This window comes from Pseudomonas sp. LAP_36 (genome assembly GCF_019456785.1).
Lineage (GTDB): Bacteria > Pseudomonadota > Gammaproteobacteria > Pseudomonadales > Pseudomonadaceae > Aquipseudomonas > Aquipseudomonas tritici.
The window spans coordinates 244,998-267,124 of the sequence record NZ_JAHZMS010000002.1; the positions used below are offsets into that span (position 1 = coordinate 244,998).

Below are 22,127 nucleotides of genomic sequence, written 5' to 3' on the forward strand. Positions count from 1 at the left end.
TGAGGGCACTTCTTGTCTACATCCAATGCGCTATCAAGTGACAAAGCAGCCACCGGTATCGTCGGTCTCGACGACATTCTTGCCGGCGGTTTGTCTCGCAGCCATTTGTTCCTGCTCGAAGGTGAGCCTGGGACCGGCAAAACCACCGTCGCCCTGCACTTTCTTCAGGACGGCGCCAAATGCGGCGAGCGATCCCTGTACATCACACTCTCGGAAACCGAGCGCGAGTTGCGCCAGGGTGCCAAGTCCCATGGCTGGGACCTCGATGAAAACATTCACATATTCGAGCTGACGCCGCCCGAAAGCATTCTCGACACTGATCACCAGCAAAGTCTGTTGTATTCGTCCGATCTGGAATTGGGCGAAGCGACCCGGCAGATATTCGAAGTGGTGGAAAAGGTCAAGCCGACCCGCGTGGTGATCGACAGTTTGTCGGAAATCCGCTTGCTGGCGCAGAGTTCGCTGCGCTATCGCCGGCAAATCCTGGCGATCAAGCACTACTTTGTGCGCTATGACGCCACGGTCCTGTTGCTGGATGACTTGACCACCGAAGCGCTGGATAAAACCGTACACAGCGTTGCCCATGGCGTTATCCGCCTGGAAGAGCTGACGCCGGTCTACGGTGCCGAGCGGCGCCGGGTGCGCGTCGTCAAATACCGTGGGCAAAAATACCGCGGCGGCTTTCATGACTTCACCATTGCCGGCGATGGCATCCACGTATTCCCGCGACTGGTGGCCGCCGAACATCGCGCCGGCTATGTCCGTCAAACGCTCACCAGTGGCATTGGCGAATTGGATGCATTGCTGGGTGGCGGCATCGAGACCGGCTCCAGCACGTTAATCCTAGGCCCAGCCGGCACCGGCAAGTCGCTGATTTCGATTCTGTTCGCTGCTGCCGCCGTGTCGCGTGGAGAGAAAGCCGCGCTGTTTATTTTCGATGAAGAACTCGGCCTGTTGTTCGAACGCATGCGGCAGTTGAACATCGATCTTCCAGCACTGCAGGCAACCGGCAATCTTTTCATTGAGCAAGTGGATGCCGCCGAGCTGTCACCGGGTGAGTTTTCTCACCGCGTGCGGCGCTGCGTGGACGAGCGCGGCATCAAGACGGTGGTGATCGACAGCGTCAACGGTTTCCAGGCCGCCATGCCGGAAGAGAACTCGCTGATCCTGCACATGCACGAACTGTTGCTTTACCTCAACCGACGTGGTGCCGCGACCTTCATGACCGTTGCCCAGCACGGTCTGGTCGGTGACATGCAGGCGCCCGTCGACCTTACTTACCTGGCAGACACGGTGATCCTGTTGCGTTACTTCGAGGCACTCGGCAAAGTCCGACGGGCTATTTCCGTGATCAAGAAACGTACCGGTACCCACGAGTCGACCATCCGCGAGTACCGCATCGGCGCCGGCGGCATGGCCGTTGGTGACCCACTCGAGTCGTTCCAGGGCGTATTGCGCGGGGTGCCGACGTACATCGGGAGTGAAGCCCCGCTGCTCGTGGACCCGTTAGAGTGAGTATGTCGTTACCTGTATCCGAGCGAGCAATCATTCTTGCGCCGATGGGACGCGATAGCGTACTCGCGTCAATGATGCTCAAAGAAGCGGGGTATGGCAGCCTGATTGCCAGCGACTTGCCACGACTGTGCGAGGCGCTGGAGCAAGGCGCCGGCCTGCTGATCGTGGCGGTCGAAGCGTTGCGCGGTGTTGACCTCAATACGTTGCTTGATTGCCTGCGTCGCCAGCCGCCCTGGTCCGATTTGCCCATCGTGCTGATGACTCACCATGGCGGCAAGGAGCAAAGCGGCTCGTCTCACCTGAGCAATTTGCTTGGCAACGTGACCTTTCTGGAACGACCGTTTCACCCCTCCACGCTGATCAGCCTGGTTACTACTGCCGTGCGCAGCCGGCGCCGGCAGTATGAGGCGCGCGACCGCCTGGTTGACTTAAGTGAGAGCGAACTGCGCCTGCAACGTACGTTGGCAACCTTGGAGCAGCAGGTCGAAGAACGCACCATGCAGCTGCGCAGCAACGAGGAAGCCCTGCGCCAATCTCAGAAAATGGAAGCCGTCGGCCAGCTCACTGGCGGTATCGCGCACGACTTCAACAACATGTTGACGGGGATCATCGGCAGCCTGGAAATGCTGCGAAGGCGTATTGCCCGAGGCAAATTGGACGACCTGGACAGCCTCATCGATCTGGGCGTCACCTCCGCTAACCGTGCGGCGAGCCTTACCCATCGGCTGCTGGCGTTTTCGCGCCGGCAATCACTTGACTCCAAGCCCGTGGAGATCAACCAACTGGTAACTTCGATGGGTGAGTTGCTGCAACGCAGTATCAACGAAAGCATCGCCCTGGACATGCAACTCGCCCACGAACCGTGGACCGCCGAGGCCGACCCCAATCAGTTGGAAAACGCCCTGCTCAACCTAGTGATCAATGCCCGTGACGCGATGCCCAACGGTGGCCGCCTGACCGTGGAAACCAATAACCGCCACCTCGACAGTGTGTTCACCGCCGCCTACGGCACCCTGCTGCCGGGTGACTACGTTGAACTGCGCGTCAGCGACACGGGCTGTGGCATTCCGGAAAGTGTTATCGGCCGCGTGTTCGACCCATTCTTTACGACCAAGCCCATCGGCCAGGGCACGGGACTGGGTTTATCGATGATCTACGGGTTTGCCCGCCAGTCGCGTGGCCATGTGACCATTCACAGCGAAGTGGGCAAAGGCACGACGGTCAGTCTGTTTCTGCCACGGTTCATCGGCGAAATCGCCGCCGAGTTAGTGGCTGACCCAGCGCTTTTGCCTTCCGCCAATGCGGGGGAAACGGTACTGATTGTCGAGGACGACCCCGCCGTGCGCGTGCTGGTCAGCGCGGTACTCAAAGAGTTGGGTTATGGCTATGTCGAAGCGGGTGACGCCAACACGGCGGTGCCGATCATCGAGTCGGAGCAACGTATTGACTTGATGATCAGCGACGTTGGCCTGCCCGGCATGAATGGCCGCCAACTGGCGGAAATCGGCCGGCAGATCCGTCCGGATCTCAAGGTGCTGTTCATCACCGGTTACGCCGAGCATGCAGCGGTGCGTGGCGGTTTCCTTGATCCTGGGATGCAGTTGATCACCAAGCCGTTCACCTTTGATTTGTTGACCGTAAAGGTCCGGGAGATGATCAAACAGTCAGTCGACATGACGGACCGCTGACGAGCAACCGTCACTCGTCCTGCATTACTTGGTAATTAGCAGGCAGGGTAATCGTGGAATCATTTAGTGCCTTCGGTACACGAACAGGTAGGAAACCCTCGCGTAAGGACGCTGCGAACCTATTCGACAGTCCCGACTGAGCATGCACTGATGACCCTGTCTGCACACCTCTCCACTCCGTCGCTTGCCCATTTTGTCCCATTTGAACCCCCGTTTATCCAGACATCGCGCCTGTCGCTGGCGGCTCTGCAAACCGACGCTTCTGTACAGCCGCCAAGCGTTGATGGTGACAGTCAACTGGCTCAGCGATATGCCCAACAACCGTTGACGCTGCAAACGACCGTGCTGCGCAGTTGGAGCAGCAGAAGGTTTTCGCAGGCGGCGCGCACTTGAACCATGAAGATGCGTTCGAACACCAAAAGCGAGAGATGGAGGATATCAATAACCGACACACATTTAACGACCAGATCATTAATCGAGTGTTGGCTGCATTTGCCCCAATACATCTGGACGCTCAAGAAGGCCCAATTACCACCCGGTTCTGTGGGTTACATGACGCCAGATCAACTCGCGGCCAGGGTCAAAAATGATCTGGAAACGGTCCTGGGTGTCATCACCCTGCCCATCGATCCACACTCGTCCTACCATCGCGATCAGGTTCGCGTTTACACCTTCAAGTATGCTCAACGCAAACGTACAGAAGCTTACGCCCTGAGAGGGGGAAATGAGCGGCGCCTGCCGGCAGGCGCCGTATCCTTCAGGCCAACAACCGCTGGATATGCTCTTGCAGCGTATCCAGGTCAAACGGCTTGGCCAGGATCGGCGCGTTGCGCGTGATGGGGCTGTTGCAGTCAAGGATTTCCTGCGGGTAACCGCTGATGAAGATCACTTTCAGTTCCGGGCGCAACTTCATCGCCGGCTCGGCGATCTGCACCCCGGAAATCCCGCCGGGCAGGCGGTAGTCGGTCACCATAAGGTCCAGGTGCGGCTTGGTTGCGAGGATTTCGAAGGCCTGCTCCCCATCGATGGCCTTCAATACCCGATAGCCGAGGCCGGCCAGGTACTCGCCCAGCACAAACATAATGGATTCGTCGTCCTCGACGATCAGAACGACATCTTGCGCATCTTCACTCATGGGAAGCCTTTGTCCGGTCAATTGCTGCAATTACGACCATGGGGTCACGCAGAGGTTGCGTCGAGGTGACGATTGATTTCATGCCAATGCCTCGAGGGGCAAACACACCCGAAACAAGGCGCCCTCACCTATCTGGCTCTCGACCTCGATAGTGCCGCCATGGGCTGCAACGATCTGCTCGGAAATAAACAACCCCAGGCCGAGGCCCGCAGCCACTTGGCTGGCAGACACACGCTCGAACTGCTGGAAAATTCGCTTCTGGTTTTCTTCACTGATACCGATCCCGTGATCACGCACTTCCACGCGAGCTTCGCCGTGTTCGCTGTACACGCGCACCTGCACCGGGCTTTTGGCGCCGTAGCGCAGTGCGTTGGTCAACAGGTTGGTCACCACCTGTTCGATGCGGAACTCGTCCCAGTTGCCTTCCACGGGGCCGTCGACGATCAGTTCCATGGAAGAGCCCGCCGCCGCGACTTGGGGGCCGAAGTTCTCTACCAGGTTGCTCACAAGCTGCGCCAGATCGAAACGCGCCGGGCGGATCGACAACTTGCCGGTGCGGATGCGCGACACATCGAGCATGTCTTCGATCAGGCGAATCAGGCTCTGGATCTGGCGCTCGTCGCGGTCGACCATGGCGTGCATCTTGTCCAGGGTGAATGCGGCGGCGTTATCCCGGGCCAGGTGCATCTTGCGCAGTTGGGTCTCGAGGATCAGGCCATTGAGAGGCGTGCGCACTTCGTGGGCGACGATTGACATGAAGTCGTCACGCATACGGACCGCCTGCTCCAGCTCGGCCTGCGCGGCCTGCAGGCGCGACAGCAACAGTTCTTGCTCGCGACGGCTGCGCTCAAGCGCTTCTACCTGAAGCTTCATGGCTTTGCTTTGGCGGTACAGGTCAACGAACACATTGACCTTGCTCTTTACCGCATGGATATCCAGCGGCTTGTGCAAGAAGTCGACGGCGCCGCTTTCATAGCCCTTGAAGGCGTAATTGAGCTCACGGCCGGCAGCACTGACAAACACAATCGGGATGTTCTTGGTCTTTTCGGTGCCGCGCATCAATTCGGCCAACTCAAAACCATTCATGCCGGGCATCTGTACATCGAGAATCGCCAGGGCGAACTCGTGCTCCAGCAACAGGGACAAGGCCTCGTCAGCGCTCAATGCCTTGAACACCTGCCGGTCCTCGCGCTTGATCAGCGCTTCGAGGGCCAGCAGGTTTTCCGGCAGATCGTCGACGATCAGCAGTTTGGCCTGCACAGTACTTAACATGGGGAATATTCCAGGGAAGCCAGCAGTGAGCCAATCCGGCTCAACGTTAGAATGTGGTCGGGTGTATGCAGCGCCAGCGCTGCACGGGGCATGACAGCAATGCGTGCTTCAGTGGGTTCTTGCACCACAGTAGTTCCACCTTGCTGCTTGACGTGGGCCAGGCCCCGGGCGCCGTCATGGTTGGCGCCGGTCAACAGGATAGCCATCAAGCCTTTGCCGTACGCATCGGCGGCCGATTCAAACAGGAAATCAATTGCCGGCCGCGAGTGGTGCACACGGTCTTCCTGGCTCAGGGACAGGCTGCGATCCTGCTCCACCGACAGGTGGTAGCCGGGCCCGGCGAAGTACAGGGTGCCGGGCTTGAGCATTTCCTTGTCACGGGCCTCCACCACTCGCATGGCAACACGCCGGTCGAACACCTCGGCCAATTGGCTGCGGCGTTCATCCGGCAAGTGCAGCACGGTGATGATCGGCAAGCCGAAATCCGCTGGCAATTCGCTGAACACCGTCAGCAAGGCTTCCACGCCACCGGCAGACGCACCGATGACGATAGCCTCTATGCCCCGGACCGATGCCGGGCTGGCAGCCGCTTGATTCATAGTTTTCGGTAGATCCGTTCCTGTTTGACCAAGGGTTCAAACTGTTTGCCGTACGCGGAGAAATCCAAGGTTTCCTTGCTGCCCAGCACCAAAAAGCCGCGATGGCACAGCGACTCATGGAACAACCCAAACGCGCGATCTTGCAATTTTTTATTGAAATAAATCAACACGTTACGACACGAAATTAATTGAGTTTCTGAAAACACACTGTCAGTCGCCAGGCTGTGGTCGGCGAACGTGACATTCTCGCGCAGCGTCTTATCGAAGATCGCGTACTCGTAGGCTGCCGTGTAGTAGTCGGCAAATGAGCGTTGCCCGCCCGCCTGCTGATAGTTGGCCGTGTAGGCCCGTACGTTTTCCAGGGAAAAGATGCCTTGCTTGGCCTTCTCCAACGACGCCGGGTTGATATCCGTGGCGTAGATGATCGTACGCTCCAGCAAGCCCTCTTCACGCAGCAGGATGGCCATGGAGTACACCTCCTCGCCCGTGCTGCAGCCGGCGATCCAGATCTTGATCGACGGGTAGGTCTTGAGCAACGGCACCACTTCCTGGCGGATCGCCAGGAAGTGCGACGGGTCACGAAACATCTCGCTCACCGGGATCGTCAGAAATTGCAGCAACTGCATGAACGCCGCCGGGTCGTGCAGCACACGCTCCTGCAAGGCGGAAATGGTCGCACAGTCGAACTGGCGCAACGCATGGGCCACGCGGCGCTTGACGGACGCACCGGAGTAGTCGCGAAAGTCGTAGCTGTACTTGAGGTAAATCGCCTCAATCAACAGGCGCAACTCAATGTCACTGCTTGTTTCCAAAAAACGTCGCTCCACTTAAATGCGTTCTATCTTCGGTAGCCACACGCGAATCAAAGAAAACAGGCGGTCCAGGTCAATCGGCTTGGCCAGGTAATCATTGGAGCCGGCGGCCAGGCAGCGTTCCTGATCGTCCTTCATCGCTTTGGCCGTGACTGCGATGATCGGCAACTTCTTCCAGCGCGGGTCCTGGCGGATCAAGGCGGTAGCCTCGTAACCGTCCATTTCCGGCATCATCACGTCCATCAACACCAGATCGATATCCTCGACCTCGTTGAGTTTGTCGATGGCTTCACGGCCATTGCGCCCAATGACCACCACGGCGCCTTTGTGCTCCAGGGCGCTGGTCAGGGCGAAGATGTTGCGCACATCGTCGTCCACCAACAGGATCTTGCGCCCCTCGAAGACCTTGTCGCGGCTGCGCGCAGTCTTGAGCATCTTTTGACGATCATGGGACAGCTGGGACTCGACTTTGTGCAGAAAGAGTGTGACCTCATCCAGCAGGCGTTCCGGTGAACGCGCGCCCTTGATGATGATCGAGCGCGAATACTTGCGCAGTTCGGCCTCTTCGTCGCGGGTCAGGTTGCGCCCGGTGTAGACGATCACCGGCGGGAACGAGCAGATGTCCTCAGTGGCCATGCGCTTGAGCAGCTCGTTACCGAGCATGTCGGGCAGCTTGAGGTCGATGATCATACAGTCGTAGACATGGTTGCGCAGCAGGTCGAGGGCTTCCTGGGCGAAGCCAACGGCGGTGATCTCGATGTCATCGTCGCCGATCAGGCGGGCAATGCTGTCGCGCTGCAGGTCATCGTCTTCCACCAGCAGTACGCGCTTGACCTTCTGGGTCAGCTTGGCTTCCAGGCGTGCAAAGACGTCCTTGAGCTCTTCGCGGGTGGTGGGCTTGACCGCATAACCAATGGCGCCCATGTGCATGGCCGCCTCGACACGGTCTTCCACGGAAATCACATGCACCGGGATATGGCGGGTGTTGGCGTGTTCTTTCAGGCGTTGCAGCACGGTCAGCCCGGAGTGGTCCGGCAGGCGCATATCCAGCAGGATCGCGTCAGGGATGTACTCTTCGGCCAGGCTGTAGCCTTCGTCTGCGCCATGGGCCACCAGGCAGTTATAGCCGAGCTCGTGGGCCAGGTCGAACAGGATGCGGGCGAAATTCGGCTCGTCTTCCACCACCAGGATGCAGCGCGTGGTGAAGGGGGCCTTGTCGCGGTCGTCGGCGAAACGCGGGATCTGCTTGGCATCGGCTACCGGCAGCGGTGTTACCTTGACCGGCATTGGCGCAGGCACCACGACTGCTTGGCGTGGTTGTTCGACCGGTGCCGCGTCTGCTTCGCGCTCTACATACTGCTCCGGCAATACCAGGGTAAAGACACTGCCCTTGCCTGGCTCGCTGGTCACACGGATGTAACCGCCCAGCAGGGTGGCCAGGTCGCGGGAAATAGACAGCCCGAGGCCGGTGCCGCCATAACGGCGGTTGGTGGTGCCGTCGGCCTGCCGGAAGGCTTCGAAGATGCTTTCCTGGTGGTCCGGGGCGATACCGATGCCGGAATCGCGCACCGTGAAGGCAATGCCTTCCCCGGATGCACGGGACACCGACAGGCTGACCTCGCCTTGCTCGGTAAACTTGAGCGCGTTGGACAGCAGGTTTTTCAGGATCTGCTCCAGGCGCTGGCGGTCGGTAAACAGCAGGGTCGGCGTACCTTCCTGCACGTCCACCTGGAAACCCAGTTTACGATCGGCCGCCAGCGGCTCGAACATCCCGCGCAGGCCGTCTACAAGGCGCGCCACGCTGGAGGTTTCCGGGCGCACTTCCAGCTTGCCGGCTTCGACCTTGGAGATGTCGAGGATGTCGTTGATCAGGTTGAGCAAGTCATTGCCGGCGGAATAGATCGACTCGGCAAACTTGACCTGCTCAGCGCTGAGGTTTTCCTGGGGGTTCTCGGCCAGCAACTTGGCCAGGATCAGCGAGCTGTTCAGCGGTGTGCGCAGCTCGTGGGACATGTTGGCGAGGAATTCAGACTTGTACTTGCTGGAGCGCTGCAGCTCTTCGGCGCGATCTTCCAGCGCGAGCTGGGCCTGGTTGAGCTCGATATTCTTGCGGTCCATGGCGTCGCGCTGCTCGGCGAGGGTCTCGGTTTGCTCGGCCAGTTGCTCGTTGGTCTGCTCCAGCTCAGCCTGCTGGGTTTCCAGGTGGGCCTGGGACTCTTTGAGGATGCGTGACTGTTCTTCCAGCTCTTCGTTGGCGGTCTTGAGCTCTTCCTGTTGCACTTGCAGCTCTTCGTTGAGCTGCTGGGTCTCGGCCAGCACTTCCTGCAGGCGTTGACGATACCGAGCGGCCTCGATGGAGGTGCCGATATTGCTGGAGATCAGCTCCAGCAGCTCGACGTCACGCTCTTCCAGTGGGCGCAGGAAACCCAGCTCAATCACCCCATTGACCCGCTCGTCATTGTTGGTCGGCACCACCAGTACGCTACGGGCAGCGCCTTCACCCAGGCCAGAACTGACTTTGAAATAATCCACTGGCACGTCGTCCAGGCGAATCAGCCGATCCAGATGGGCTGCCTGCCCAACGATGCCTTCGTCGCTGTAGATGGCCTGCTCCCGTTGCTCTTGCTCGCGGGAGAAACCGTAGGTGGCCACGCGCTTGAGGCCGCCGTGTTCTTCGCGCACGTACAGCGCGCCAACGACCGAGCCCATGTACTGGGCAAAGAATTGCAGGATATTGCGGCCGAGCATGTTCAAGGTGAGTTGGCCGAGGACCTGTTCAGCCAGTTCGGTCTGGCCATTGCGCAACCAGGCTTGCCGTTCCAAGCGTCGCGCGATCTTCTGTTGTGACGCGAGGTTTTCGCTGTAACTGTCTGATAATGAAACAAGATTCTTACGGCCGATATAAGCCAGGAAACCGCTTAACCCCAACACAAATGCCAAGTACAAGGTGACACTGATCACCGTTGTGCGGGTGACCTCTTCATTGCGGGCGATGCGGAACTGCTGCTCCATCGCCACCGCGTCGTCATATTCCTTGCGGATTTCGTCAGTCAGGCGCTTGCCGCGGCCGGCCTTGACCGCATCGCGGTAGTCGCCGCTCGTGCGCTGCAGATCAATCATCGACTGGGCATAGTTGTTCCACTCGGCCTGCAATGCTTCCAGGCGTTTGAGGCGGTCCACCTGCTGCGGATTGTCCGCCACCAACTCCTGCAAATTGCGCAGGTCGGCGATGATTCGCGGCTTGGCCACTTCGTAGGGGTCGAGGAAATGCTCGTCACCGGTGATCAGGAAGCCGCGCATGCCGGTTTCCAGGTCCACCGTCAGCTTGGACGATTCATTCAGGTTATTGATAACCCGATCGGTGTGTTCCACCCACTGGATTACCGACAACAGGTAGGTGATCAGCACGACGAAAAACACTGCACTGAGCACACCCACACTCAGGGGCAGTGCAACGTTTCGGCTCAGGAGGTTACGAAAGCTCTTTTCATCGACGGACGACGCGGGAGTCATGGAAATGCCTTGGCCAAAGGTGGAAAAACCGGGAGTTTGCCGCAAAGTGGCGGGCAAGACTATTTTTCTAGAACGGTTTTGTACAGATTCCTGCGAAGGAACCCGCTATTCTCTCTCGTCTTTTCTATCGCATTGTTTTTACGGCCAGCGGGAACTTGTCATGAGTGCCCGCTTACTCAAGGAAGAGGCCTGTCAGAACGGCCGCGTGTAAACCCTTGCCTTTTTTGGGAATTCGATTATGTCTGCAGTCACCTCCACCATCCTTGTCGTCGAAGACGATGCCATCGTGCGCATGCTCATCGTCGATGTCTTGGAGGAGCTGGAATTCAGTGTGGTAGAGGCGGCCGATGCCGAGGAGGCGCTGGCTCTGGTGCAAAACACCGACCAGGTGATCGACCTCCTGATGACCGACGTCGGCCTGCCAGACATGGACGGCAAGCAACTGGCGATCAAGGTCCGCGAACTACGCCCTGCCCTGCCAATCCTGTTCGCCAGCGGCTATGCCGAGAATATCGACGTGTCTGCCGGCATGCAGGTCATCGCCAAGCCGTTTTCCATCGATCAACTGCGCGACAAAGTCAAATCGATGTTGCCTGCGCTGTAATCCCGGCTTGTCTTCAGTGCCGCCTGCATGGGCGGCATTTTTGCGTCAGATGTTCAGAGATTAACGTGACCTTCGACCAATAAAACCGGAAACTCAGCGCTTCCCCGCGCCACCCCTACTCATTCTTCAAAACGCACTCACGAAGGACGCAACAACATGATTGGAAAACCGACGCGCCTGCTGTTGGCGAGCCTCTCGATACTCATGAGCACCGGCGCCTGGGCTGACTTCACGGCAACACCGAGTGAGGCCCGGGCGATTGCCAAGGAAGCCTACCTGTATGGCTACCCGGTGGTGGAGATGTACAAGACGCTCTATACGCAGGCCGTTGATCAAGGCGGCGCCAACTTCAAGGCGCCGATCAATCGGCTGGGGCATTCCGCCCAAGTGCTCAGCCCGAAAGACACCACGCAGGCCAAGGCGAACCCTGACACGCCCTATTCCTTCGTCTGGATGGACCTGCGCAGGGAGCCGATGGTGCTGACGTTGCCCGGGATTGAGGACGATCGCTATTACTCGGTGCAGTTGATCGACCTTTATAGCCAGAACATTGCGTACCTGGGCACTCGCAGTACCGGCAACCATGGCGGCCACTACATGGTCGCGGGTCCTGATTGGAAGGGCCAGCAGCCTATGGATGTGGACCGGGTGATCTACAGCGAAAGCAACTTGGTCTACGCGCTCTACCGCACGCAGTTGTTTGATGAAAAAGACCTGAACAAGGTCAAGCAGATCCAGAACGGCTACAAGGTGCAGCCGCTGAGCGGCTATGTGAAGCAAGCCGCACCGGCCAAGGTGGCAAAGATCGAGTGGCCCAAGCCCACGGCGGCGATGACAGACAGCCCGCAACTGTTTCGCTACCTGAACTTTATGCTGGCCTACGCCAAGCCTCAGGACAGCGAGAAAGACCTGCTGGCCCGCTTTGCCACCATCGGCATCGCGCCTGGCGCGCCCTTCAAGGTCAGCCAGCTCAGCGCGGAACAGCGCAAAGCCCTGGAACAAGGCATAGCAGATGGCAAAGCCGAGTTTGCAGCCTTCAAGAAAGACAAGCTCGACACCCTTCAGGTCACCAGTGGCGAACTGCATGGCAGCCGTGATCGCCTGAAAAACAACTACCTGTACCGCTACGCCGGCGCTATCCAGCGTTTGTTCGGCAATTCGGCCGAAGAAGTCAGCTACATGACTTACGCCGTCGACAGCGAAGGCAAACCGGCCAATGGTGCGCGTCATAGCTACACCGTTCACTTTGCCAAAGACCAACTGCCACCGGCCGATGCATTCTGGTCGCTGACCATGTATGAAGCCAAGACCGGGCAACTGGTGCCCAACCACAAGAAACGCTACCTGATCAATTCACGGATGCTGCCCAACCTCAAGCGCGACGCCGACGGCGGCGTGACCCTGGCGCTGCAACACCACGAGCCGCCGAAGGCAGAACAGAGCAATTGGCTGCCCGCGCCGCCCGCGCCCTTCTACGCGGTACTGCGCATGTACCTGCCCAAGCCGGAAGCAGTTAATGGCCAATGGAAGCTGCCACCCCTGACACCCCAGAAGTAGCAGCGACTGGCCGGCAGTTGTGACACCAACGAGCCGGCCAGGATGGGGTTGAGGTTCAGTGCTTTTTCAGCTTCACATAGGACTGGTGCAGGTCCGACGCCCAGCCGTCGATAACGCCTTTCACATCGCTGGACTGCATCACTTGGGAATCATTGGCCAACGGCTTGCCGGTGCCTTTGCGTACCACTTGGGCGAGTACCTTGCCATTGGCGCCGTCGAGAAACTGCGCTTCGGTGCCCAGGGTGGTTTCCTGGTCACGGATGCCGGTACCGGTACTGACCGCCGCAGCCACCAGAGCGACCGGAATAAACTCATAGGGCTTGAGGCCTTCGGTCTTGCTGCCGACCGCCGTAATCGCCGCGCGCACCACAATGACGCCTGGACCTGGGCCATTGGCCAGGGGCAACGACTTGGCCAGTTCACGCTTGAGCGCCTGGTTGAAATAATCGTTGATGCCACGCAGGGTGCTGTCCGGAATCTTGGCGGTGGCCTGGGGCTTGGGGTAGAACTGCGTCGGTTCGATGTACACCGCGCTGTAGCGGCTCAAATCCAGTGTTGGGTCGACCCAGCGCATCACTTCGGCGCCCGAAGGCGACTTGCCTTGCTTCAGTTGGCTGTAATCCGAGAGAAAACCCGAGTATTCATCGGGTTGCGTAATCTTGCTGGCACAGCCCGCCAGCCCAAGCGAAGCGACGCACAGCACGGTAACGACTTGCCTTAATTTCATCTTTTGAACTCCCTGGCGGTCGGCGTTGGAACATTGAGCTGTAGGTATAGCTAATCCTGGGCAAATAGCCCTGCTCCAACCACCTGCCGTTCAGGCGCGTTCGCGAGGAATCAGGCTCTGCAACTGCGACGCCAGGAAGTTCGCGTCAAAGCCGAACGTGTCCGGGTCTTTAAGGCCATTGGTCTTCTTCCACAGCCAATCGTTTTTATCCGCAGGCAGCACCAGGGAAACGCTGCCATGCCGCGCGGCGGTCAAACCCATGACCGAGACGGAGATCAACCCACCCACCCCCATCACATCCGGCACGAACTCCACCGGTTTGCCGGTGATCTGCACGGTCAGTTTCTCGGTCTTGAAGGTCGACGTCTCCACCGGGATGCTTGGGCCGCTGGCCACGTAAGGCTCTCGGTGCACTTCAAGCAACCCCACCGTTTTCACCGGTTCCAGCCATTGCTCGATCTGCCCGAACAACGCGTCGAGTTTTTGCGCCCAGCGGGCCGACTGCACGTCGAATTGCTGTTTTTTATGCGCTTCGCTATCGGCGTAATGACGAAGCATCTCGCCCAGTTGCTGTACATCGTCCATTGCGGATCTCCTCCGGTGAGCCAGGTTGCGAAGCTCAATCATGGCAGATGCGGTGGCCGGCCGTGCGACTAACGCTGGCAAAGCAACTGATCCGCTGCAATGAGGTTCCTCTGAGTCTGTTTTGTTTTACCCACGCTTCCTACAGTGCCGCCACTTGGAACCGTGGGAGGACTGAGCATGAGCACAGCAACAATCGGGCAGGCCTATAACTATAAAGTCGTCCGCCAATTCGTTATCGCCACCATCGTCTGGGGCGTGGTCGGCATGGCCATGGGTGTGTGGATCGCCTCGCAACTGGTCTGGCCGGAAATGAACCTGGATTTACCCTGGACCACCTTTGGCCGCTTGCGCCCCTTGCACACCAGCCTGGTGATCTTTGGCTTTGCCGGCAGTGCGCAGTTTGCCGCCAGCTATTACGCGGTACAGCGCACCTGCCAGGTACGGTTGTTTTCCGACCGCCTCGCCGCGTTTACCTTTTGGGGTTGGCAGTCGGTGATCGTGATCATGTTGTTCAGCCTGCCGCTGGGCTACACCACCACCAAGGAGTACGCCGAGATCGAGTTCTCCGGCGCGGTGTGGATGACCGTGGTGTGGGTGGCCTATGCCCTTGTGTTTTTCACCACCGTGGTGCGGCGCAAAACCAAACACATCTATGTGGGCAACTGGTTTTTCGGCGCATTCATTTTGGTGATCGCCATGCTGCATGTGGTCAACCACCTGGCGATCCCGGTGGACTGGTTCAAGTCATACCCGGTGTATTCCGGGGCGACGGATGCCATGGTGCAGTGGTGGTATGGGCATAACGCCGTAGGGTTTTTCCTGACCACTGGCTTTCTGGGGATGATGTACTACTTCGTACCGAAACAAGTCGGACGCCCGGTGTACTCCTATCGCTTGTCGATCGTGCACTTCTGGGCGCTGATCACCCTGTATATCTGGGCCGGCCCGCACCACCTGCACTACACCGCCCTGCCTGATTGGGCGCAGTCCCTGGGCATGGCAATGTCGTTGATTCTGCTGGCACCGAGCTGGGGCGGGATGATCAACGGCATGATGACCTTGTCGGGTGCCTGGCATAAGTTGCGCACCGACCCGATCCTGCGTTTCCTGGTGTTGTCCCTGGCGTTCTACGGGATGTCGACCTTCGAAGGGCCGATGATGGCGATCAAGACCGTCAACGCCCTCTCCCACTACACCGACTGGACCATCGGCCACGTGCACGCCGGGGCACTGGGCTGGGTGGCGATGATCACCTTCGGCTCGCTGTATCACATGATCCCGAAGGTGTTCGGCCGCGAGCAGATGCACAGCGTGGCGCTGATCAACCTGCATTTCTGGCTGGCAACCATTGGCACCGTGCTGTACATCGCCTCGATGTGGGTCAATGGCATTACCCAGGGCCTGATGTGGCGGGCCATCAACGATGACGGCACCCTCACCTACTCATTTGTCGAAGCCTTGCAGGCCAGTCATCCGGGTTTTGTGGTGCGGTTTGCCGGTGGCGTGTTCTTTCTCACCGGGATGGTGTTGATGGCCTACAACACCTGGCGCACGGTACGCGTCGCGGACTTGAAACTGGCCCAGCTTGATGCGCGGATCGCCTGATATGTGGGGTTTGCTGATGGTGGCGTGCCTGTATGGCGCGGTGGAGTACTGCTTGCGCGGCCAGACGGACAAGAGCCTGGACGACGCCAGCTTGATGCCTTTCGCCGATGACCCGGAGGCGGCGCGGCGCGTGGAGCAGGCGACTGGCAAGCAGATCAACGCGGTGGCGCCGGAAGAGGCCAAGCCGGGCTGGGCCAATCTGGACATGTGAAACTGCACCGGTCATTTCGCGGCCAACTGCGTATGACTATCCAGGCGTCAATGCGTAAGGTGAAGCGACTTTCCGTGTCAGGAGCATCGCATGCGCACCATCGGCCTTATCGGCGGCATGAGCTGGGAGTCCAGCGCCGAGTACTACCGCATCATTAACCAACGCGCGCGCGACACGCTCGGCCCGCTGCGCTCGGCGCAACTGTTGATGTACAGCGTGGATTTCGGCCCGGTGGAACAGGCCCAACACGCCGGCCGCTGGGATGACGCCGCGCTGATTCTGGAAGAGGCCGCACGCCGCTTGCAGGCGGGCGGTGCTGACTGTGTCGTGCTGTGTACCAACACGATGCATTTGGTGGCGCCCCGTATTGAAGCCGCGGTGTCGATTCCGTTCCTGCATATTGCCGATGCGGCGGGTGCGGCTGCGGTGGACGCCGGCACGCTGACGGTCGGTTTGCTGGGCACCGCGTTCACCATGGAGCAGGACTTTCTCAAGTCGCGCCTGGCCGCCCAGGGGTTGACCGTGCTGGTGCCTGAGGTGGACGAGCGCCAGGCCGTGCACCGGATCATCTATGAGGAGTTGTGTGTTGGCGTGATCAGTGACGCGTCACGCAAGGTTTACCAAGGTGTGATCGAGTCCCTGGCCGCACGTGGCGCCCAGGCGATCATCCTCGGTTGCACGGAAATCAGCCTACTGATCAAGCCGGAGCACAGCGACCTGCCATTGCTGGACACCACCGAGCTGCATGCGCAGGCTGCGGTGGCGTTTGCCTTGCAGGACTAAGCCGAGGTGCGCAGGCGCGCCATGCTCACGGTATCGACAAACTGGCCGTCGCGCAGGGCGTAATCGCGCAATACGCCTTCGACCTCGAAGCCGAACTTACGGTACAGCCCTTGCGCCGCTTCGTTGTCGGCGTACACGGTAAGTTCTACTCGGCGCAGGTTCATCCAGTTGTCGGCCACGTCCAGCGCGGCCGTCAACAACCGGGAGCCAACCCCCTTGCCCTGCCACGCCGTCGCTACGCCCATGCCGAAGGAACCGACGTGGGCCCGGCGTACACGCGGGTACTGTTCAAGACCCAGCTGGCCGATCACTTCACCGCCGTGCACGGCCACCAGCTGTAGACGGCGCTCGTTGTCCTGGACCAGCTTGTTGCGCCACGCCTCGACCGACTGAAAAGGCATTTGCAGCACCTGACGACACACCGCCGGTTCGTTATAGAGCGCTGCGACGCCCTCCAGGTGGGCCTCGGTGAAGCGCTGGATCACGATGTGGGGTTCAGGTGTGTGCATGGTGTTTCATCCGTTGAAAGACACGTGGCCGGCCAGTGTAGGGGCCAAGCCTGCCCGATGGCTAGGGCGCCGGCATGGTCGACCACAAGGCTGGCCAATCCCCCGAAGCGACCCCGGTGCAGCGCGGCATGATGTGAAACTCGCTGAGCTGGAAACGCTCGCCGTCAAACACCCAGGAACCTGCGCCACCACAATCACCGACTCCACGCTGCTTGTAGAAATAACTCAGGGTGCCGGAGGCTTCGTCATACCACACCGAGCCTTGCAGCGCGGCGCCATCCAGGGGCAACGGCTGCACATTGAGAGGCGTTTCTGTGTAGGGCGCTTGTCGCTGGCGGCTGTTGACGTCGTACTCACAGTTGTAGGCCGCACAGTCGTACCTCACCACGGTCATCGCTTGCTGCGCCGTCAAGGCACCTGCTTGTGCTTCGGCGTCACCCTCCTCGGGCGTGGCCGCCTTCAACGCGACCGCTACCAGGCCCGCCTGCTCCTGCGCGTTTAACGGCGGCGGTGAAACAAATTTGCGCAGCACCGGCGTCGGCAGGCGTGGCGGTACCTCATTGGCAGCGCCCTTACCGGGTCGGGCCAGCGCCGTCACGTTATCCACGCGCCCCTGCACCGCATCCATTAACAGCAGCGAAGCACTCAGCCCGCTCAATGACACATGCGCGTGCTCATCGCCTGGCAACTGCAGTCGCTGACCGTTGCGCAAACGCTGTAACCAGCGCCGCGCCGAAGCGTCCTCAATCACCCCATAGGACTGCACCTCGGGATCCCCGCCCTGATCGTCCAACTCAACGTGCAAATCGCGGGTCAACGCCAGGCCCAGCGGCTGACCGTCCAGCAGCAAGGTGGAAAGGTCCACGGCTTCACCACGGTGATCGAAGCGCAGACGCAGATACCCCTTTGGACCGGCCTGGTGCCAGAGGTGCAACGTCAGCGAGCTGTAGTCTTCTTCATCAACGCCGCTGGGTGCGCTGAGGGCATGGCAGTTGCGCAAGTTGTCGCAACCGACCACCCATTCCTTGATTTCCCGCAGCAGTGGTACGGTTTCCGAGGGGGGTTGTGCGAAGGCTGGCGCGGGGGTGCCGGTCAGTATCAGGGCCAGGAGTGCGGGGCGCAGCATGGGGACTCTCCGTGTCGAAAAGACGCGGATTGTCCCATGTATGGGGCGTTACGTCAGTGCCTGGAAGCGGTGCGCCATACCCGCGCAATATCCGCCGCCCGCTCACTCAACAACCGCGGCGCCTCACTGCACGCCTGCTCCAGGCTCATCGGCCCGGAAGGCAAGGCGAATGCGGCGTCCACGCCGTGGGCGTACATCTGTTCGTAGCCTTCGCCCAATGTGCCCGCAACCACAATCACCGGCACGTTGTGTTGTTGGGCAATACGCGCCACACCGAACGGCGTTTTGCCCCGCAAGGTCTGGGCGTCGAAGCGGCCTTCGCCGGTGATCACCAGGTCGGCGCCACGTATGGCTGCATCCAGGCCAACCAGTTCGGCAACCACCTCCACACCGGCACGGAACTGTGCACCCAGGAACGCTTTGGCGGCAAAGCCCAGGCCGCCGGCGGCGCCGCTGCCGGGTTCGTCGCGCACATCCTTGGGCAGCACCTGGGCGCAGTGGTCGGCGAAGTGGCCGAGGGCGCCGTCCAGTAGTTGGACTTGCTCGGGAGTCGCGCCCTTTTGCGGGCCGAATATCGCCGAGGCACCGTGGGGGCCACACAGCGGGTTGTTGACGTCGGCAGCGATGTCGAAGCTCACCTGCGCCAGGCGCGGGTCGAGTTGTTCAAGGCGGATCTGTGCCAGGCGAGCCAAGGCGAGACCACCGGGGGGCAGCGCTTGGCCTGCGGCGTCGAACAGTTGCACGCCGAGCGCCTGCATCGCACCCGCGCCGCCATCGTTGGTGGCACTGCCGCCAATCGCCAGGATGATGCGCTGGGCACCGGCATCCAGGGCTGCGCGGATCAGTTCGCCGGTGCCGTATGTGGTGGTTGTGCATGCATCGCGCTGGCCCGACGGGACCAGTTGCAGGCCACTGGCTTCGGCCATTTCGATGATGGCGGTGTGGCTGTCGGCCAGCCAGCCCCAGTTCGCCTCGACCGTGGCGCCCAGCGGACCCCGGACGGTCTGGCGACGCAGTTGGCCATTGCACGCGGCGAGTACCGCTTCAACTGTGCCTTCACCACCGTCCGCCATCGGGCACTGGACCAATTGTGCATCCGGCCAGACCTGGGCCAACCCGGCCGCAATGGCCTGGGCCACGCCCTCGGCACTCAGGCTGTCCTTGAACGAGTCGGGGGCGATGATGATTTTCATGGGCTTTCTCCGGTTTTTATAACGCCCATGCTGCCAGTTGGCACCGCCGCTGACGCCGGTCCAATGCACAAGTACGGCTGCGCTTTGTTGTTCATTCCGACAAAGCCTGGGGCAGCAACTGCACGCCCAGATAGAGCGCGAGCATGCCGTCGAGGGTCAGCGGGTCGACACCACTGAGTTCGGCGATGCGTTCCATGCGGTAACGCAGGCTGTTGCGGTGAATGCCCAGCGCATCGGCACAGGCCTGGCTTTGCCCATCGTGTTCGCACCAACTGCGCAGCGTTGCCAGCAGTTGGCCGTTGCTGTCCTTGGCGAGGACTTTGCGCAGCGGGTTGAGCAACTCGTCGAGGGCATCGTCGTAGCGATGGCGCCAGAGCATCACCGGCAGGCGATAACGGTTGAGCGTCAGCAAGCGCGACTGCGGCAATACATCGCGACCATAGGCGAGCAGGTCACCCACGCGTCGATAGCAGCGGCGCAACCCAGCCAGCCCGTCCGCTTGCCCGCCAACGGCCACGCGGAGGATATTCCAGCCCAGCCCTTCGAGTTTTTCCAGCAGGCGAGGATTATCGACCTGTACCGCCGCCGGCCGGCACCACAGCAGTGAATATTGCGCCGAGCTGACACACCAGCTGTCCGGATAACGTGAGGTCAGCCAGGCACTCAAGGCCTCTGCCGATTGCCCCGCGCCCAGCTCAAACAGGTAGGGCGTGCGCGCCAGCTGCGGTTTGAGGCCCAACTGTTGGGCTTCATCCACCAGGCGCGGCGAGTCGCCGGTTTCGGCCAGCAGCAAGGCGAGCAGGTCATCACAACGCTGACGCCGCCATTGCTGCTCCGCCTGCTGGTGGCGGTGGCTCACCAGCATTTCGGCGGTCATGCGCACCAGTTCGGCGTAGGTGCGCAGGCCTTCCGGTTCGCCGGTAATGCCCAGCACGCCAATCAGGCGCTGGTCGTGCATCAGCGGCAGGTTGATGCCCGGTTGCACGCCCTTGAGGTGCTTGGCGGTCTGACCATCGATTTCCACCACGCGGCCATTGGCGAGCACCAGTTGCGCGCCTTCATGACGGGTGTTGATACGCTCAGGCTCACCGCTGCCAAGAATCAGGCCCTGGCTGTCCATGACATTGACGTTGTAGGGCAGAATCGCCATGGTGCGATCGACGATATTCTGCGCCAGGTCATGATCCAGCTCGAACATGGGGCTAAATTCCTTGGAAAGCGGGTTGTTCATAGGCACAGCGCAAAGCAGGGTTCGCTGTGCGCGAGCACAAAGACAGCAGCCTGCCAGGTGGCCGAGACTCTTTGGGCGATCAACGTTACCCTCGCATCGCGAAAAATCATAATAAAGAGAGAACGCCATGTCACAGAGCGCCGCTACCGCACTGGCCACCGATGACGATAAAAACGCCATCTACAAGCGCATCACCCTGCGCCTGATCCCCTTCATATTCATCTGCTACCTGTTCAATTACCTCGACCGGGTAAACGTTGGCTTTGCCAAACTGCAGATGCTCGATGCCTTGAAATTCAGCGAAACCGTGTATGGCCTCGGCGCCGGGATCTTCTTTATCGGCTACGTGCTGTGTGGCGTACCGAGCAACCTGGCGTTGACCCGGTTCGGTCCGCGCCGCTGGATTGCATTGATGATGATCGTCTGGGGCACGCTGTCCACTTGCCTGCTGTTCGTCACCACGCCGACGCATTTCTACACCCTGCGCCTGTTTACCGGTGCGGCTGAAGCCGGCTTCTTCCCCGGTGTGGTGCTGTACCTCTCGCAGTGGTTCCCGACGTTCCGCCGTGGGCGGATCATGGCGCTGTTCATGTCGGCGATCCCGGTCTCCGGTTTGCTCGGCAGCCCGTTTTCCGGCTGGATCCTCAACCACTTCGCCGCCGGCCAAGGTGGCCTCGCGGGCTGGCAGTGGATGTTCCTGCTGCAGGGCATTCCGACCGTAATCCTGGGCGCCCTCGCCTACTTTCTGCTCAGCGACAGCTTTGCCAATGCCAAGTGGCTCAAGCCCCACGAGCGTGCGGTGCTGGAAGCCGACCAGGCCACCGACTTGGCGAACAAACCCAAAACCACCACCGACTCCCTGGCTGAGGTGTTCAAGAACCCGGCGATCTGGGCGTTCGGCCTGATCTACTTCTGCATCCAGAGCGGCGTGTACGCCATTAACTTCTGGCTGCCGTCGATCATCAAGAGCCTGGGTTTCAGCGATAACCTGGTGATCGGCTGGCTCAGCGCCATTCCGTACCTGCTGGCGGCGGTGTTCATGTTGCTGGTGGGGCGCTCTGCGGACCTGCGCAAAGAGCGGCGCTGGCACTTGGTGGTGCCCATGTTGATGGGCGCGATCGGCCTGGTGATTGCGGTGAATTTCGCCACCACCCCGGCGATTGCAATTCTCGGCCTGACCATCGCCACCATGGGCGCCCTCACCGGCCTGCCGATGTTCTGGCCGGTGCCGACCGCCATGCTCAGTGCAGGCGCGGCGGCGGGCGGGTTGGCGTTGATCAACTCCATGGGCCAGATGGCTGGCTTTCTCAGCCCGTATATCGTTGGGTTTGTGAAGGATGCCACCGGGTCTACCGATATGGCGCTGTACTTGCTCGCGGCGGTGATTGTCGGGGGTAGTGTGTTGGCGTTGCGGATGACGCGTACCTTGAAGGCTTAATGCAGTCCGTGTGGGAGCTGGCTT

General features: G+C 60.2%; 20 protein-coding genes. 9 read left to right on the forward strand and 11 right to left on the reverse strand.

The genetic code is table 11. The features are described from left to right. Positions 1–12 precede the first annotated feature (12 nt). From JBO08_RS06660 to JBO08_RS06670, 3 genes are all read left to right on the forward strand, one after another. Complete coding sequence (locus tag JBO08_RS06660; protein ID WP_065873072.1) at positions 13–1,515, forward strand: ATPase domain-containing protein; 1,503 nt, start codon at positions 13–15, stop codon at positions 1,513–1,515. A 2-nt stretch (positions 1,516–1,517) separates the two neighbouring features. Further along, positions 1,518–3,203, forward strand: a complete 1,686-nt coding sequence (locus JBO08_RS06665; protein WP_065909353.1) for an ATP-binding protein — start codon at positions 1,518–1,520, stop codon at positions 3,201–3,203. Positions 3,204–3,353: 150 nt separating this feature from the next. Then, on the forward strand, positions 3,354–3,596 hold the full coding sequence (locus JBO08_RS06670) for a hypothetical protein (RefSeq protein WP_139113196.1): 243 nt from the start codon (positions 3,354–3,356) through the stop codon (positions 3,594–3,596). Between the two features lie 364 nt (positions 3,597–3,960). Here JBO08_RS06670 and JBO08_RS06675 read toward each other — a convergent pair whose 3' ends face one another. The 5 genes from JBO08_RS06675 to JBO08_RS06695 form a co-directional block, all read right to left on the reverse strand. Continuing rightward, complete coding sequence (locus JBO08_RS06675; RefSeq protein ID WP_049713300.1) at positions 3,961–4,338, reverse strand: response regulator; 378 nt, start codon at positions 4,336–4,338, stop codon at positions 3,961–3,963. Between the two features lie 78 nt (positions 4,339–4,416). Continuing rightward, positions 4,417–5,610, reverse strand: coding sequence for a hybrid sensor histidine kinase/response regulator (locus JBO08_RS06680; protein ID WP_065873069.1), 1,194 nt, complete (start codon positions 5,608–5,610; stop codon positions 4,417–4,419). Beyond that, complete coding sequence (locus tag JBO08_RS06685) at positions 5,604–6,209, reverse strand: chemotaxis protein CheB (RefSeq protein ID WP_065873068.1); 606 nt, start codon at positions 6,207–6,209, stop codon at positions 5,604–5,606. Before JBO08_RS06685 ends, JBO08_RS06680 begins: the two co-directional genes overlap by 7 nt. Next, positions 6,206–7,036, reverse strand: coding sequence for a protein-glutamate O-methyltransferase CheR (locus JBO08_RS06690; protein WP_371905342.1), 831 nt, complete (start codon positions 7,034–7,036; stop codon positions 6,206–6,208). The genes JBO08_RS06685 and JBO08_RS06690 overlap by 4 nt, the downstream gene beginning before the upstream one ends. Further along, positions 7,037–10,534, reverse strand: a complete 3,498-nt coding sequence (locus tag JBO08_RS06695) for a response regulator (protein WP_220074284.1) — start codon at positions 10,532–10,534, stop codon at positions 7,037–7,039. Positions 10,535–10,772: 238 nt separating this feature from the next. On the opposite strand from JBO08_RS06695, the gene JBO08_RS06700 reads away from it, so the two are divergent. Next, positions 10,773–11,138 carry a response regulator gene (locus JBO08_RS06700; RefSeq protein WP_065873066.1) on the forward strand — a complete coding sequence of 122 codons (366 nt, stop codon included), beginning with the start codon at positions 10,773–10,775 and terminating at the stop codon, positions 11,136–11,138. A 156-nt stretch (positions 11,139–11,294) separates the two neighbouring features. Next, positions 11,295–12,695: a DUF1254 domain-containing protein gene (locus JBO08_RS06705; RefSeq protein WP_065945293.1), complete on the forward strand. Its 1,401-nt coding sequence runs from the start codon at positions 11,295–11,297 to the stop codon at positions 12,693–12,695. A 55-nt stretch (positions 12,696–12,750) separates the two neighbouring features. Here the strand turns inward: JBO08_RS06705 and JBO08_RS06710 are convergent, their stop codons facing one another. Both JBO08_RS06710 and JBO08_RS06715 read right to left on the reverse strand, forming a co-directional pair. Next, entirely contained in the window at positions 12,751–13,422 is a 672-nt protein-coding gene (locus tag JBO08_RS06710) for a DUF3313 domain-containing protein (RefSeq protein WP_065873064.1), read from the reverse strand. Positions 13,423–13,512: 90 nt separating this feature from the next. Next, a complete protein-coding gene (locus JBO08_RS06715) occupies positions 13,513–14,007 on the reverse strand; it encodes a hypothetical protein (protein ID WP_065873063.1) in 495 nt (164 codons plus the stop codon). A gap of 177 nt (positions 14,008–14,184) precedes the next feature. Between JBO08_RS06715 and ccoN the strand changes: the two genes are divergently transcribed. The 3 genes from ccoN to JBO08_RS06730 all read left to right on the forward strand — a co-directional run bounded on the left by ccoN (position 14,185) and on the right by JBO08_RS06730 (position 16,606). Then, a complete protein-coding gene (gene ccoN / locus JBO08_RS06720) occupies positions 14,185–15,612 on the forward strand; it encodes a cytochrome-c oxidase, cbb3-type subunit I (protein ID WP_065880533.1) in 1,428 nt (475 codons plus the stop codon). A 1-nt stretch (position 15,613) separates the two neighbouring features. Then, entirely contained in the window at positions 15,614–15,823 is a 210-nt protein-coding gene (locus JBO08_RS06725) for a cbb3-type cytochrome c oxidase subunit 3 (RefSeq protein ID WP_065873061.1), read from the forward strand. Positions 15,824–15,913: 90 nt separating this feature from the next. Continuing rightward, positions 15,914–16,606: an aspartate/glutamate racemase family protein gene (locus JBO08_RS06730; protein WP_220074283.1), complete on the forward strand. Its 693-nt coding sequence runs from the start codon at positions 15,914–15,916 to the stop codon at positions 16,604–16,606. Here the strand turns inward: JBO08_RS06730 and JBO08_RS06735 are convergent. The 4 genes from JBO08_RS06735 to JBO08_RS06750 all read right to left on the reverse strand — a co-directional run bounded on the left by JBO08_RS06735 (position 16,603) and on the right by JBO08_RS06750 (position 20,632). Next, the gene (locus JBO08_RS06735; RefSeq protein ID WP_065873059.1) at positions 16,603–17,115 is read right to left on the reverse strand and encodes a GNAT family N-acetyltransferase; all 513 of its coding nucleotides are present in this window, start codon (positions 17,113–17,115) and stop codon (positions 16,603–16,605) included. The two genes, JBO08_RS06730 and JBO08_RS06735, sit on opposite strands and share 4 nt — an antisense overlap. Before the next feature lie 61 nt (positions 17,116–17,176). Further along, positions 17,177–18,241, reverse strand: coding sequence for a DUF1176 domain-containing protein (locus JBO08_RS06740; protein WP_065880535.1), 1,065 nt, complete (start codon positions 18,239–18,241; stop codon positions 17,177–17,179). A 53-nt stretch (positions 18,242–18,294) separates the two neighbouring features. After that, positions 18,295–19,434 carry a glycerate kinase gene (locus JBO08_RS06745; protein ID WP_065890959.1) on the reverse strand — a complete coding sequence of 380 codons (1,140 nt, stop codon included), beginning with the start codon at positions 19,432–19,434 and terminating at the stop codon, positions 18,295–18,297. Positions 19,435–19,525: 91 nt separating this feature from the next. Beyond that, the gene (locus JBO08_RS06750) at positions 19,526–20,632 is read right to left on the reverse strand and encodes a sugar diacid recognition domain-containing protein (protein ID WP_220074282.1); all 1,107 of its coding nucleotides are present in this window, start codon (positions 20,630–20,632) and stop codon (positions 19,526–19,528) included. 160 nt (positions 20,633–20,792) lie between these two features. Between JBO08_RS06750 and JBO08_RS06755 the strand changes: the two genes are divergently transcribed. Beyond that, positions 20,793–22,103, forward strand: a complete 1,311-nt coding sequence (locus JBO08_RS06755; RefSeq protein WP_065873056.1) for an MFS transporter — start codon at positions 20,793–20,795, stop codon at positions 22,101–22,103. Positions 22,104–22,127 lie beyond the last annotated feature (24 nt).